At 69.7% G+C, this 14968-nt stretch carries 12 protein-coding genes; all 12 read left to right on the plus strand.

Annotation, left to right across the window (positions count from 1 at the left end):
- Positions 1–33: 33 nt before the first annotated feature.
- The 12 genes from hisD (at position 34) to H7F38_RS15465 (ending at position 14968) form a co-directional block, all read left to right on the plus strand.
- Positions 34–1350 (plus strand): histidinol dehydrogenase, encoded by a 1317-nt coding sequence (gene hisD / locus H7F38_RS15410; protein WP_187090679.1) that lies wholly within the window; start codon positions 34–36, stop codon positions 1348–1350.
- On the plus strand, positions 1347–2450 hold the full coding sequence (locus H7F38_RS15415; protein ID WP_187090680.1) for a histidinol-phosphate transaminase: 1104 nt from the start codon (positions 1347–1349) through the stop codon (positions 2448–2450). Before hisD ends, H7F38_RS15415 begins: the two co-directional genes overlap by 4 nt.
- Positions 2447–3052 carry an imidazoleglycerol-phosphate dehydratase HisB gene (gene hisB / locus H7F38_RS15420; RefSeq protein ID WP_187090681.1) on the plus strand — a complete coding sequence of 202 codons (606 nt, stop codon included), beginning with the start codon at positions 2447–2449 and terminating at the stop codon, positions 3050–3052. Before H7F38_RS15415 ends, hisB begins: the two co-directional genes overlap by 4 nt.
- A complete protein-coding gene (locus H7F38_RS15425; RefSeq protein ID WP_187090682.1) occupies positions 3049–3201 on the plus strand; it encodes a hypothetical protein in 153 nt (50 codons plus the stop codon). The genes hisB and H7F38_RS15425 overlap by 4 nt, the downstream gene beginning before the upstream one ends.
- Complete coding sequence (gene hisH / locus H7F38_RS15430; protein ID WP_187090683.1) at positions 3189–3827, plus strand: imidazole glycerol phosphate synthase subunit HisH; 639 nt, start codon at positions 3189–3191, stop codon at positions 3825–3827. Before H7F38_RS15425 ends, hisH begins: the two co-directional genes overlap by 13 nt.
- A 22-nt stretch (positions 3828–3849) precedes the next feature.
- Positions 3850–4569 (plus strand): hypothetical protein, encoded by a 720-nt coding sequence (locus H7F38_RS15435; RefSeq protein ID WP_187090684.1) that lies wholly within the window; start codon positions 3850–3852, stop codon positions 4567–4569.
- Positions 4570–4956: 387 nt separating this feature from the next.
- Positions 4957–6558 (plus strand): DNA polymerase Y family protein, encoded by a 1602-nt coding sequence (locus H7F38_RS15440; protein ID WP_255498000.1) that lies wholly within the window; start codon positions 4957–4959, stop codon positions 6556–6558.
- On the plus strand, positions 6558–9875 hold the full coding sequence (locus H7F38_RS15445; protein ID WP_187090686.1) for an error-prone DNA polymerase: 3318 nt from the start codon (positions 6558–6560) through the stop codon (positions 9873–9875). The genes H7F38_RS15440 and H7F38_RS15445 overlap by 1 nt, the downstream gene beginning before the upstream one ends.
- A gap of 24 nt (positions 9876–9899) precedes the next feature.
- On the plus strand, positions 9900–10394 hold the full coding sequence (locus H7F38_RS15450) for a hypothetical protein (protein ID WP_187090687.1): 495 nt from the start codon (positions 9900–9902) through the stop codon (positions 10392–10394).
- A gap of 1 nt (position 10395) precedes the next feature.
- Entirely contained in the window at positions 10396–11184 is a 789-nt protein-coding gene (locus tag H7F38_RS15455; protein WP_187090688.1) for an exodeoxyribonuclease III, read from the plus strand.
- On the plus strand, positions 11181–11927 hold the full coding sequence (locus tag H7F38_RS15460; RefSeq protein WP_187090689.1) for a type 1 glutamine amidotransferase: 747 nt from the start codon (positions 11181–11183) through the stop codon (positions 11925–11927). Before H7F38_RS15455 ends, H7F38_RS15460 begins: the two co-directional genes overlap by 4 nt.
- Positions 11924–14968, plus strand: a complete 3045-nt coding sequence (locus H7F38_RS15465) for a bifunctional [glutamine synthetase] adenylyltransferase/[glutamine synthetase]-adenylyl-L-tyrosine phosphorylase (RefSeq protein WP_187090690.1) — start codon at positions 11924–11926, stop codon at positions 14966–14968. The genes H7F38_RS15460 and H7F38_RS15465 overlap by 4 nt, the downstream gene beginning before the upstream one ends.

The raw sequence follows: 14968 nt of genomic DNA on the forward strand, positions 1-14968 counted from the left end.
AGTCGTCCAGCTACGAAACGAGGAACCGCCACCATGCTGCGCCGGATCGACCTGCGACAAGGACTTGGCAACGTCCGCAACATGCTGCCCAGGGCCGCCATCGACGTCTCGGCTGCGGTGGTCGCCGTCGCGCCGCTGGTGGAGGACGTCCGCAAGCGCGGATCGGCAGCGGTCCTGGACGCCACCGAGAAGTTCGACGGGTTGCGTCCCACCTCGCTCCGGGTGCCGGCGCAGGTGATCGCGGACGCGGTCGAGGCTCTCGACCCCGCGGTGCGGGCGGCCCTGCTGGAATCGATCTCCCGGGCCCGGATCGGCCACTCCGCCCAGGTGCCGACGGAGCGCGTGACGCAGATCGCTCCCGGCGGCACGGTGACCCAGCGGTGGGTCCCGGTCCGTCGCGTCGGGCTGTACGTGCCGGGTGGTCTGGCCGTGTACCCGTCCAGCGTCGTGATGAACGTCGTCCCGGCCCAGGTCGCCGGGGTCACCGGCATCGCCGTCACCTCGCCCCCGCAGAAGAGCACCGGTTGGCCGGATGCCACCGTGCTGGCCGCGTGCGGACTGCTCGGGGTGAGCGAGGTCTATGCCGCCGGTGGGGCACAGGCCATCGCGATGCTGGGCTACGGCGTCATCGACGTCGACGGCACCACCATCGAACCGGTGGACGTGATCACCGGTCCTGGCAACGTCTACGTGACGGCGGCCAAGCGCCTGCTCCGCGGCGTCGTCGCGATCGATGCCGAGGCCGGCCCGACCGAGATCGCCATCCTGGCCGACGAGAAGGCCGACGCCGATCACGTCGCCGCCGACCTGGTGTCGCAGGCCGAGCACGATCCGATGGCCGCCTCGGTCCTGATCACCACCTCGATCGCGCTGGCCAACGCGGTGGAGGACAAGGTCATCGACCGCGTCGTGCGGACCAAGCACAGCGACCGGGTGACGGCTGCGCTGACCGGCCCCCAGTCGGCGATCGTGGTGGTGGCGAGCCTGGAGGACGGCATCAAGGTGGCCGACGCCTACGCGGCCGAACACCTGGAGATCCAGACCACCGACGCCCCGATCGTCGCGCGCCGCATCCGCAACGCGGGCGCGATCTTCGTCGGGAAGTACTCGCCGGTCTCGCTCGGTGACTACTGTGCCGGTTCCAACCACGTGCTGCCCACCGCCGGGTGCGCCCGTTTCTCGTCGGGGTTGGCGACCACCACGTTCCTGAAGCAGATGCAGGTCATCGAGTACTCGCGGGACGCGCTGGCGGCGGTCGCCGATCACGTGCTCGCGCTGTCCTCCGCGGAGAACCTGCCGGCCCACGGAGAGGCCGTGAGCGCCCGCTTCCCGGACGGGTTACCTCGATGATCGGTGCCGGTGCACGGTTGGCCGACCTCCCGCTGCGCAGTGATCTGGTCGGCCGGAGTCCTTACGGCGCACCGCAACTGGACGTGCCGGTCCAGATCAACACCAACGAGAACCCGTTCCCTCCGTCAGCGGCGCTGCTGGCGGATCTGGCGGATTCGGTCGGCAAGGCGGCGGCCGACCTCAACCGCTACCCGGACCGGGACGCCGTCGAACTGCGGACCTCGCTGGCGGCCTACCTCGCCCGCACCACCTCGGTACCGCTGACCGTCGAGAACGTCTGGGCGGCCAACGGTTCGAACGAGATCCTGCAGCAGCTGCTGCAGGCGTTCGGTGGGCCGGGACGTCGTGCACTCGGGTTCGAGCCGTCCTACTCGATGCACCCGATCATCTCCACCGGGACGCAGACGCAATGGTTGCCGACTCCGCGACGGGCTGATTTCACCATCGACATCCCGGCGGCGGTCGCGGCGGTCGCGCAGCAGCAGCCGGACATCCTGTTCATCACCAGCCCGAACAATCCGACCGGTGGATCCATCGCGCTGCAGGATATCCGGGCCATCGTTGCGGCGACGCCCGGCATCGTGGTGGTGGACGAGGCCTACGCCGAGTTCTCCGATCGGCCCAGCGCGATCGCGCTGATCGACGAGTTCCCGGCCCAGGTGGTGGTGTCCAGGACGATGTCCAAGGCCTTCGCCTTCGCCGGTGGCCGGCTCGGGTACCTGGCGGCGTCACCGGCCATCGTCGATGCACTGTTGTTGGTGCGACTGCCCTATCACCTCTCGGTCCTGACCCAGGCGGCCGCGCTGGCCGCCCTGCGGCACGGTGAGGACACGTTGGCCTCGGTGGCGCGGTTGGTCCGCGAACGGATCCGGGTTGCGGCCGCGCTGAGCGCACTCGGCTTCGAGGTGATCGACTCGGACGCCAACTTCCTGCTGTTCGGTCGTTTCGAGGACGCCCACGCGGTGTGGCAGGCCTATCTCGACGACGGTGTGCTGATCCGGGATCCCGGGATCCCGGGGTTCCTGCGTGCCACCGTCGGCACCGAGCATGAGAACGACGTCTTTCTCGCTGTGAGTTCCCGTCTGAAGGAGACTGTGTGACCGCCGACCGCCGGGCCAGGATCGAACGGACGACGAGTGAGTCCTCCGTCCTGGTGGACATCGACCTGGACGGCAGCGGGAAGGTCGACATCTCCACCGGTGTCCGGTTCTTCGATCACATGCTGACCGCGTTCGGGGTGCACGGATCGTTCGACCTGACGGTCAGATCGACCGGCGACATCGACATCGATGCGCACCACACCGTCGAGGACACCGCCATCGTGCTGGGCCAGGCACTGGCGCAGGCGCTGGGGGACAAGTCCGGCATCCGGCGGTTCGGCGACGCCTTCATCCCGATGGACGAGACGCTCGCACACGCCGCCGTCGACCTGTCCGGTCGTCCGTTCTCGGTGCACACAGGCGAACCGGAATCGATCCTTGGTTTCACCGTCGGCAACAACTATCCGGTGGTACTGAACCGACATGTCTTCGACTCCCTGGCTTTTCACGCGAGGATCGCGCTGCACGTGCGGGTGATCCACGGACGCGACCCGCATCACATCTGCGAGGCGCAGTACAAGGCCGTCGCCCGCGCCCTGCGGGCAGCGGCCGAGCCGGATCCGCGGGTGGGTGGGATTCCCTCGACCAAGGGTGTGCTGTGAACTGGTTCGCCTACGTGCTGATCCTGCTCGGCGGCTTTCTGATCGGCGGAGTGCTCTCCTTGTGGCGGGGTGGTTCCCGGGTGGCTGCGGTGATCATGGGAGTGTTCGCCGCTGGTTGCGTCGCCGGTGGGATCCTGTGGTTGGTGTGAAGGTCGTCGTCCTGGACTACGGCTCCGGGAATCTCGCCTCGGCGGAGCGGGCGTTGCGCCGTACCGGTGCCGACGTCGAGGTGACCGGGGATTTCGAGACCGCCATGGCCGCCGACGGTCTGGTGGTGCCCGGGGTGGGCGCCTATGCCGCCTGCATGGCGGGTCTGCGGGCGGTGCGGGGTGATCGGATCATCGGCCGGCGACTGGCCGGGGCGCGTCCGGTGCTCGGCATCTGCGTCGGCATGCAGATCATGTTCGAGTCCGGGGTCGAACACGGCGAGCAGACCGAGGGCGTCGGCGAATGGCCGGGCACCGTGGAGAAACTGCATGCCCCGATCGTTCCGCACATGGGCTGGAACACCCTGCTGCCCGCTCCGGAGTCCAAGCTGTTCGCCGGGCTCGACCCGGAGACCAGGTTCTACTTCGTGCACTCGTACGCCGTCCGGCGATGGGAGTTGGAGGTCACCGGCCCGTTCACGCCGCCGGCGGTGACGTGGGCCGAGCACGGAGGTGACCGGTTCGTCGCCGCGGTGGAGAACGGACCGTTGTCGGCGACCCAGTTCCACCCGGAGAAGTCCGGTGACGCGGGTGCAGAAGTACTCGAGCGCTGGGTAGCCACGCTCTGACGTCAGGGTTATCATCGAACTTGTGTTCGATTCCGATCGTCAGCAGGTAGTGGCCGAACTCCGCCGCAAGATGAGCGTGTCGGCCCGGCCGGTGCTCGCCGTACCGGCACCGCTGGCCGAGGTCCTGCCGCTGGGCGGTCTTCCCCGTGGCGGCGTGGTCAGCCTGATCGGTGCCAGTGGTTCCACCAGCCTGCTCCTTGCCCTGCTGGCAGCGCCGGCGAACGCATGGTCTGCCCTGGTCGGCCTTCCGGACGTCGGACTGCTGGCCGCCTCCGAACTGGGCGTCGACCTCAATCGCATCGTACTGGTCCCCGATCCGGGACCCGATGTGCTGCAAATCCTCTCGGTGCTGGCGGACGGGGTGGACATGATCGCCGTCGTCCCGCCCAAGGTACTGCCGCCGTCCCGGCTCAAGGTGCTGAACGCCCGGTTGCGGCAGAGCGGCACCGTGCTGCTGGTGGCCGGTCGCTGGCCGGGGGCAGACTTGGTGCTGCGGAGCCGGATCGAGGGCTGGGTCGGGCTGGGGCAGGGCCATGGCCGGCTCCGTGATCGGGAACTGGTCGTCGAGGTCGAAGGACGCGGCGCCGCCGGTCGTCGCAACTCGGTGTCCATGTTCCTGCAGAGCAGCCGATCCAGGGTGGACATTGGCGTCATGCCGATCCGCTCGGTGGGCGGTGCCGTGTCGGAAGGTGCCGTGTCGGAAGGTGCCGTGTCGGAACCGGTGGTCGCCGAGGTCGGCTGATCCCCGGCAGGACCCTCCGACGTCACCCCGCACCTGTGGTCGCCACGCCACACCTCCCGGATCACAACGAGCGGGTGCTCGGTGACGACAGGGGGTGCTCGGTGACGAGAGGGGGTGCCGGACGCCACGCCGCACCTGTTGGGGTCACGCCGCAGCTGTGGTCGCCACGCCACACCTGTGGTCGCCACGCCACACCTCCCGGATCACAACGAGCGGGTGCTCGGTGACGAGAGGGGGTGCTCCGTGACGACAGCAGGTGCTCGGGGCTCTCTTGTCGACTGTCGGACCCCTGATCTACTCTCGAACAAAGGTTCGATGACGTGCTGATTCGGCGGGATCTTCGATGTTTCCGAGGGAGATGTGATGGGTGATACGGCTGTGTCTGGTGTGACTCAGGAGGCAAAGGCGCCACCCGATCGCGCCCGCACGCTGGTGATCTGGTGTCCGGACTGGCCTGCGGTGGCCGGTGCACGGCAGGCGGGGAAGCCTGCATCGGATCCGGTGGCCGTCTTCCACGCCAACCGGGTCCAGACGTGCACGGCAGCGGCGAGGGCCGAGGGCATCAGGGTCGGTCAGCGCAGGCGGGACGCCCAGTCCCGCTGCCCGGAGCTGTTGGTGCTCAAGGCGGACGAGGATCGTGATGCCCGACTGTTCGAGCCGGTGGTCACCGCGGTCGAATCGGTGGCTCCGGGGGTGGAGATCCTCCGGCCGGGGATGATCGCCTGCTCCGCGCGGGGCCCGGCACGGTTCTTCGGGAACGAGACCGCCGCTGCCGAGCGAATCGTCGACATCGTCGAGGCCCTCGACGTCGAATGTTCCGTCGGTATCGCGGACTCGCTCTCGGTGGCGGTGCTGGCCGCCCGGCAGGTGAGGATCGTGCCGACCGGCGGTGATGGTGCGTTCTGTGCCGGGCTGCCGATCTCCGAGCTGGCCAGGGACCCGGCCATCTCCCCGCCGGACCGGATGGAACTGGTGGATCTACTGGTCCGCCTCGGCATCACCACTGCTGGGGCCTTCGCGGCATTGCCGGACGTCAAGGTGGCCACCCGGTTCGGAACGGATGCGGTGGTCGCGCACCGACTGGCCAAAGGGCTTGCGGAGCGGGGGATGTCACGACGGATCATTCCCGAGGAGCTGGCCGTCGAGCAGTCGTTCGACCCGTCGCTGGAGCGGGTCGATTCGGCCGCTTTCGCAGCCAGGGCGCTGGCCGAGCGGTTGCACGCCCGGCTGGCCGACGCCGGACTGGCCTGTACCCGGCTGGCGATCAGCGCGAAGACCGATCGGGGAGGGGAGCTGACCCGGATCTGGCGTTGCGCCCGGCCACTGACCGCGGCGGCGACCGCCGACCGGTTGCGGTGGCAGCTCGACGGATGGTTGACCGCCGGCCGCACCGCCGCCGCGCATGGCCCAGGGGGCATCACCCTGCTCCGGCTCGAACCGATGGAGGCGATCGGTGCGGGCCTGGTGCAGTACGGGCTCTGGGGGTCGGACGGTCAGGACGATCAACGGGCCGGGTGGTCCTTCGCCAGGGTCCAGGGCCTGCTCGGCCCCGAGTCGGTGCTCTCGCCGGTGCGTTCCGGTGGCCGTGGCCCCATCGAGCGGATCACCCTGCTGCCGTGGGGTGAGGAGAAGGTGCCGGCCCGTGATCCGGCCGCACCATGGCCGGGAGCCCTGCCGTCCCCGTCCCCGGCCCGTCTGCCGACGACCGAGATCTCGGTGACGATGCTCGACGAGTACGGGGCACCGGTCGGCATCAGCGACAGAGGACTGCTCAGCGGTATGCCGGCCCGGCTGCACGGTGGTCAGCTCGATACGTCCTGGATCCGGAGCTGGGCCGGTCCCTGGTTGCTGGACGAGCGATGGTGGTCCTCGCCGGTGAGCACGCCGCCCAGACACCGGGCCCGGCTGCAGGTCCTGCCCGACGCCGGTCCGGCGATGCTGTTGCTGTTCGGGATCGACGGCTGGCAGATCGAGGGGGTGTACGACTGATGGGCTGGTCGAACCCACCGGTGCCGTGGCGGGAACTGGAACGCGCGCTCTCCGGCCTCCCCCCGTTGGAAGGCAGGGGCCCGCCGGCGACGGTCAGCCGAATCTCCGGGACCGCCGATCTCGCCCCGATCCAGCAGCCGGTCCGGCGTCGACCCGAGATCGTCGTGCCCTACGCCGAGTTGCACTGCCACTCGGCGTTCAGTTTCCTGGACGGCGCGTCCACCCCGGAATCGCTTGCGGTGGAGGCGGCCCAGCTGGGGCTGGAGGCGTTGGCCCTCACCGATCACGACGGCTTCTACGGTGTGGTGCGTTTCGCCGAGGCGGCGAAGGACGTCGGTCTCCGCACCCTCTACGGCGCCGAGCTGTCGCTGGAGCTGCCGACCGGGCAGCTCGGTGTGCCGGATCCGGTCGGTCGCCACCTGCTGGTGCTGGCCCGCGGCCAGGAGGGGTACCGCCGGTTGGCGCAGCAGATCAGCAAGGCTCAGCTTGAGGGCGGCGAGAAAGGCCGTCCTGTCTACGATCTCGACGATCTGGCCCAGGCTTCGGACGATCAGTGGTTGATCCTCACCGGCTGTCGCAAAGGCAGTGTCCGGAGGGCTCTGGCCCTGGGCGGCCCGGCGCTGGCCGAGCTGGAGATCCGCCGTCTGATGGATCGGTTCGGGCGGAACAACGTCGTCGTCGAACTGAGCAACCACCAGCAACCCACCGACGACGAGGACAACGACGAACTGGCCGTACTGGCCGGCTCCCTCGGCCTCGAGGTGGTCGCCACCACCGGAGCGCACTACGCCCTTCCCCGGGGGCACCGTCTCGGTACGGCGATGGCTGCGGTCCGGGCCCGGCGAAGTCTGGACGAGGCGGATCCGTATCTGCCCGCCGGGCCGGCGGCGCACCTGCGATCCGGCGCGGAGATGGCCACTCTGTTCGCCAGATACCCGACCGCGGTGCAGAACTCGACGAGGTTCGGACGGGAGTGCGCGTTCGACCTGATGCTGGTCGCCCCGCAGCTGCCGCCGTTCGACGTGCCGCCCGGTCACGACGAGAACAGCCACCTGCGGGTGCTGACGATGGTCGGGGCCGCCGGCCGGTACGGCTCACCCGAGCTTCGCCCCGACGCCTACGCGCAGATCGAGAAAGAGTTGCGCATCATCGAAAATCTGCATTTCCCGGGGTATTTCCTCATCGTGCACGACATCGTCGATTTCTGCCGACGTCAGGAGATCCTTTGCCAGGGAAGAGGTTCGGCGGCGAATTCGGCAGTCTGCTATGCGTTGGGCATCACCGCGGTCGACGCGGTCAAGTACGGGCTGCTCTTCGAGCGGTTCCTCGCCCCGGAGCGTGACGGGCCGCCGGACATCGACGTCGACATCGAGTCCGACCGCCGGGAGGAGGTCATCCAGCACGTCTACCAGAAGTACGGCCGGGAGAGGGCGGCACAGGTGGCCAACGTCAACACCTTCCGCGCGCGAATGGCAGTGCGGGACATGGCCAAGGCGATGGGCCATTCCCCCGGACAGCAGGACGCCTACTCCAAAAAGCTCGACGGCTGGGTCCCGCTGGCCCAACAGGAAGAGACCGAGCACGCCATCCCGGCCGATGTACTGGCGTTGGCTGCCCAGATCCAGGACTACCCGAGGCATCTCGGGATCCACTCCGGTGGCATGGTGATCTGCGACCGACCCGTCGGGGAGGTCTGCCCGGTCGAGTGGGGGCGAAAGCCGAACCGGTCGGTGCTGCAGTGGGACAAGGACGACTGCGCGACGATCGGGCTGGTCAAGTTCGACCTGCTGGGCCTGGGCATGCTGTCGGCGCTGCACTATGCGGTGGATCTGGTGCGCGAGCACGAGAACATCGAGGTGGATTTCGCCCAGCTCGATCTCGAGGAACCGGCGGTCTACGAGATGCTGCGCCGGGCGGACTCGGTCGGCGTCTTCCAGGTCGAGTCCCGCGCGCAGATGGCGACCTTGCCGCGGCTCAAGCCACGCACCTTCTACGACCTGGTGGTGGAGGTCGCGCTCATTCGTCCCGGCCCCATCCAGGGCGGTTCGGTACATCCGTACATCAGGCGTCGCAACGGGCTGGAGCCGGTCGTCTACGACCACCCGGTGATGGAGCGTTCACTGTCCAAGACCCTCGGCATCCCGCTGTTCCAGGAACAGCTGATGCAGCTCGCCGTCGACGTCGCCGGCTTCGACGCCGGTGAGGCCGACCAGCTCAGGAGGGCGATGGGGGCCAAGAGATCCAGCGCCAAGATGGAGAAGATGAAGACCCGGCTCTACGACGGGATGCAGCACCTGCACGGGATCACCGGCGCGGCCGCCGACCGCATCTACGAGCGGCTGCTGGCCTTCGCCAACTTCGGGTTCGCCGAGTCGCACGCCCTCTCCTTCGCCGCGCTGGTCTTCTACTCCTCGTGGCTCAAGCTGCACCACCCCGCAGCATTCACCGCCGCACTGCTGCGGGCCCAGCCGATGGGCTTCTACTCACCGCAGTCGCTGGTCGCCGACGCCCGGCGGCACGGCGTCAGCATCCGCCGGCCCGACATCAATCTCTCGGGAGCGCAGGCCGGGCTGGAGCCGGGGCCGGGGGGCCGGCCGGCGATCAGGCTCGGGCTGGCCGGTATCAGGACGATGGGCACCGAGGTGGCCGACCGGATCGTCGCGGCCCGGCCGGCCGCCGGTTACCGCGACATCGACGAGCTGACCAGAGCGATCACCCTGAGCACCCCGGAGGCCGAGGCGTTGGCCACCTCCGGAGCGCTGGACGCGCTCACCCTCCAGGGCGAGAAACCGAACGGCAAGGACCGACGACGGGCGCTCTGGGCGGTGGGCGCGGCGGCGGGGGAGCGTACCGGGACCCTCCCGGGCTCCATGGTCGGGCTCGATGCGCCGTCCTTGCCGGGGATGAGCGAGATCGAGCTGACGGTCGCCGATCTGTGGGCCACCGGGATCTCGCCGGAGGCATACCCGACCGAGTTCTCGCGGGAGAAGCTGGACGAGCTTGGGGTGATCTCGGCCAAGGGCCTGGCGGACGTCCCCCACGGCACCAGGGTCTTGGTGGCCGGGATGGTGACGCACCGCCAACGCCCGGCCACCGCGTCCGGGATCATCTTCATCAACCTGGAGGACGAGTCGGGGATGATCAACGTCGTCTGTTCGACCGGGTTCTGGTCGAAGTACCGCAAGGTTGCGCGGGGATCGACATCGCTTCTGGTCAGAGGGATGCTGGAACGGCAGGGGGCGGCTTTCTCGGTGCTGGCCGAACGTATCGCCACCCTCGATCTGGTCGCCTCGACGCCTTCCCGGGATTTCCGGTGAGCGCCGTCTGGCACGATCACCACCATGAGCGAGGTGTTCGAACGTGCGTCGGTTTCCCTGGTCCTGGCGGACTATGCGGTGGCCGATCAGCTGGGAAAGCTCCAGATGGTCGGCGGCGGACTGCAGATCGTCGGCCGCGACCACGCCAAGGGCATCTCGTCCGCCTTCGCGCTCGTCGTCTCCCTGGACTTCCCGCCGGAGGTCTTCAACGAGCAGTACGCCTTCGAAGTGGTGCTGGAGGACACTTTCGGCTCGCCGGTGGAGCTGACCGCCGGGGGAGCCGGCGTGATGAGGTTCGGCCAGACCCTGCAGGTCGAGGAGCCCAACTTCCGCGGCAACGGCGTCCCGCGCCGCGCCCTTCCGGCCCGATCCCACGTGGTGCTCTACTTCAACACCGGCCTCCCGCTGCCGGCCGGTGGGGTACTGGTCTGGCGGGCCAGCATCGACGGCGAATCGCGACCCGACTGGACGCTGTCCTTCTTCGTCCCTGCGCCGCCCGCCGGACCGGTCCTCGGCTGACATGAAATTCGCCACCTGGAACATCAACTCCGTCCGGGCTCGTCAGGACCGTCTGCTGGCCTTCCTGGAACGGTCCGACGTGGACGTGCTGGCGGTCCAGGAGACCAAGGCCACCGACGAGCAATTCCCGACCGCGGCGCTGGCCGCGCTCGGCTACGACGTTGCCCACCATGGGTTCTCGCAGTGGAACGGCGTCGCACTGATCTCCCGGGTCGGGATCGAGAACGTACGGCGCGGCTTCCCGGGGATGCCGACGTTCGGCGAACCCCCGGAGTCCGAGGCCAGGGCCATCGGAGCGACCTGCGGCGGGATCGACCTCTGGAGCCTCTACGTGCCCAATGGTCGGGGTCTGGACGACCCGCACTACGACTACAAGCTGGAGTGGTTGGCCGCACTGGCCTGGTTCACCACCGGCGAGCTGACGGCGGATCCGCAGCAACAGCTCGCCCTCTGCGGCGACTTCAACATCGCGCCGCAGGACGAGGACGTCTGGGACATGGCGGCCTTCGACGGCAGTACCCATGTCAGTGCAGCGGAGCGGACGGCGTTCGGAAACCTCCTCGACAGCGGCCTTTCCGACGTGGTGCGCCCGCTGCTTCCGGGCCCGGGGGTGTACACCTATTGGGATTATCAACGGCTCCGATTTGCCAGGAGGGAAGGCATGCGGATCGACTTCGCCCTCGCGTCGGCGGCGCTGGCCCGGCGCGTCACCGGTGCCGTCATCGACCGCCAGGAACGCAAGGGCAAGGGCGCGTCCGACCATGCACCGGTGATCGTGGAACTCGCATGACCCGCATCCTGGTCCTCGAACACGACGCCTCCGACCCGCTGCTGCGGATGGCGGACTGGTTGGCCGATGCCGGCGCGGAGGTGCGGGTGCTGCAGCTGCACGCGGGCGACCCGGTGCCGCCGGACCTGACCGGTTACGACGCGCTGATCAGCCTGGGCGGCGAGATGGGCGCCCACGACGACGACATCGCCCCGTGGCTGCCGGCGGCGCGGGATCTGCTGGCCACGGCGGTCGCGGCCCGGACGCCCACCCTGGGCGTGTGCCTGGGGTCGCAACTACTGGCCGTCGCCACCGGTGGCACGGTCACGATCGGCGTCGACGGGCCGGAGATCGGGGCCTACCTGACCGCGAAACGCGATGCGTCGGAGAGCGATCCGCTGTTCGACGCGCTGCCGATGACGCCCGACGTCATGCAGTACCACTACGACGTCGTGTCGAGCCTGCCTCCGGGGGCGGTGCTGCTGCTGTCCTCGACCGGCTATCCGCACCAGGCCTGGCGGATCGGTCCGGCGGCGTGGGGGCTGCAGTTCCACATCGAGCCGGGCGCGGAGGACCTGCGCGCCTGGGGCCGGAGCGAGGGCCGCGAACCGGTGGGCCGGCTGGGGCCGGTGCTGGACCTCGCGGAGGAGACCATGGGCGAGGTGTGGCGGGACTTCACCGCCCGATTCGTGGCCTTCGCGGCCGAGCGGGAGAAGCCGGACATCGCCCTGCTCGGCCGGCGTCTGCCGCTGGACGGCTCGTGACCCGACCGGCGGCCAGGACGCTGGCCCGCTACGGCCTCGGCGACAACGACCGGGTGGCAGCAGATCTGGCCGAGTTGGGACTGTCGGTCGACCATTCGGTCGCCACCGGGGCGCAGGACGTGATGGCTGCGCTGTCCCGCACCGGTCGGCCGGAGTTGGCCGTGCACGGTCTGGCCGCACTGGTCAAGGCCGCAGAGGACGGGCCGCAGATCCTGGCCGCGCTGCGGGAACTGCCGAGGTTCCGCGGCCGGTTGCTGGCCGTGCTCGGCGGGTCGACCGGACTGTCCGAACATCTGGCCGCCAACCCGACCCAGTGGCGACTGCTGCTGGCGGAGGCTACCCCGGGTGACCTGATCAATTCCCGGAGCATGCAGGAGGTGCTGTTCCGTGCGGTCGGGATCGACCCGGCCGCCCCGCCGTGCACCGGTACCGACGGGGCAAGGGCCACCGTCGTCGGCGGCAAGGCGGTGCTGGCCCTGCGGCGTGCCTACCGCTCCCAGTTGCTCATCATCGCTGCGCACGATCTGGCGCCCGCGGTGGAGTCATCGCTGCCGGTCACCGCGCTGCCGGCGGTCTGCCACGCGCTGTCCGACCTCGCCGACGCCAACCTGCAGGCCGGGCTGTCGGTGGCGGCCGCCGCGCTGCCGGCCGGAGCCGCCCCGGCCCGGCTGGCGATCATCGCGATGGGCAAGTGCGGCGCCAAGGAACTGAACTACCTGTCCGACGTTGACGTCATCTTCGCCGCGGAGCACCCGGCGGGCGTCGACGGGGACGACGCCCGGATGCTCGCCACCGCAACGAATCTCGCCGCCGGGATGATGCGGATCTGCGGACAGGCGGCCTGGGAGGTGGATGCGGCGCTGCGCCCGGAGGGCAAGGCGGGTGCGCTGGTCCGGACGCCGGCCAGCCACACCGCGTACTACCGGCGCTGGGCGCACACCTGGGAGTTCCAGGCGTTGCTCAAGGCCCGACCGGCTGCTGGCGATCCCGAGGTGGGCAGGGCTTTCACCGACATGACCGCGGCCGGTGTGTGGAGTGCGGCCGGACGCGACTCCTTCGTCGACGACGTCCAGGCCATGCGCCGGCGTGTGGAGGCAAACATCCCCGACGACATCAAGGACAAGGAACTCAAGCTCGGGGCCGGCGGTCTGCGGGACGTCGAGTTCGCCGTGCAACTGCTGCAGCTGGTGCACGGACGGACCGATGCGGACCTGCGATTGCCCGGCACCCTGATGGCCCTGCGGTCGCTGATCCGCGGCGGCTACGTCGGACGGTCCGACGGCGCCGAGATGGCCGCCGCCTACACCTTTCTCCGTCGCGCCGAGCACCGACTCCAGTTGCAGCGACTGCGCCGCACCCACCTGCTGCCGGAGGACGAGGCGGATCTGGAGTGGCTGGCCAGGGCCGACGGCTACGCACCGACCGGCACCTCCTCGGCGGCCGAGGTGTTCACCGCCGATCGCACCCGGCACAGCGCGACGGTCCGCCGACTGCACGAGAAGCTCTTCTACCGCCCGCTGCTGCACGCCGTCGCCGCCGTGCCGAGCGAGGAGATGCGGCTCACCCCGGAGGCGGCCACCACCCGGATGGCGGCGCTGGGTTTCCGCAGCCCCGACTCGGCCCTGCGTCATCTGCGCGCGCTGACCTCGGGCGTCAGCCGTCGCGCCGCCATCCAGCGCACCCTGCTGCCGGTGCTGCTCGACACCTTCGCGAGCAGTCCGGATCCCGACGCCGGGTTGCTGTCCTACCGGCAGGTGTCCGAGGCGCTGGCGGACACGCCCTGGTACCTGCGTCTGCTCCGCGACGAAGGGCTGGTCGCGCAGCGCCTCGGCACGCTGCTCGGTGGATCGAAGCTGATCGGGAACCTGTTGGTCCGGGCCCCGGAGGTGCTGCGACTGCTGGTCGATGACGTGTCGCTGCTCGAACCGGAGCCGGCCGACGTCCGGATGGCGTTGCTGTCCCGGTCCAAGCGGGCCGGTACCGCGCAGGAGACGGTGGACGCCGCGCGGTCGGCCCGCCGTCATGAGATGTTGCGCCTGGCCTGCGGGGACCTGCTGGGCCTGATCGACGTCACCGACATCATGGTGGGCCTGACGAGCGTGGCGGAGGCCTCGTTGCAGGCCGCCTACGACGCCTCTCTGTGGCAGGTGGCCTCCGAGCGGGGCGGCCGGGTCAGGGGCCGGCTCGCGGTGATCGGCATGGGCCGGCTGGGCGGGGCGGAGCTGAGCTACTCCTCCGACGCCGACGTCATGTACGTCGCCGAATCGCTCCCGGGGGAGGACCACCGCGGTGGCCTGGACGACATGAGCGCCGTCGCCGACCTGATGGCCAGATTCCTCGGACGCCCGACCCCCGATCCGCCGCTGCTGGTGGACGCCAACCTCCGACCGGAAGGTCGGAACGGCCCGCTGGTCCGCACGCTGGATGCCTACCGGGCCTACTGGCACAAGTTCGCAGCACCCTGGGAGCGGCAGGCCCTGCTGCGTGCCAGGGCCATCGTCGGCGACCGGGAACTGGGTCGGGAATTCATCGCCGCGGCCGACGAGTTCCGTTACCCGCAGGGGGGTCTGGACGCCAAGGACGTCATCGAGATCAGGCGGATCAAGGCCAGGGTCGACGCCGAGCGGCTGCCTCGCGGCGCCGACCCGACGACCCACACCAAGCTGGGTCGCGGCGGACTCTCGGACGTGGAGTGGACGGTGCAGCTGATCCAGCTGCAGCACGCCTACCAGGTACCGGGACTGCAGACGACCCACACCCTCCCGGCCATCCTGGCCGCGGCCCAGGCCGGGATCATCTCCGATGCGGACGGCCAGGCGCTGCGCGGCGGCTGGCTGGAGGCGACCAGGACACGCAACGCCCTGATGCTCGTCCGCGGCAAACCCGAGGACCAGATCCCCTCGCACGGCCGGGAGCTGATGGGCATCGCCCGGGCCCTCGGCTACCCGGAGGGCGGCGACCCCGGCGAATTCGTCGACGACTACCGCCGCGCCACCCGCAAGGCCAGACGTGTGGTGGACCGGTTGTTCGACAGTGCCTGA

Source organism: Nakamurella sp. PAMC28650, from assembly GCF_014303395.1.
Taxonomy (GTDB): Bacteria; Actinomycetota; Actinomycetes; order Mycobacteriales; family Nakamurellaceae; genus Nakamurella.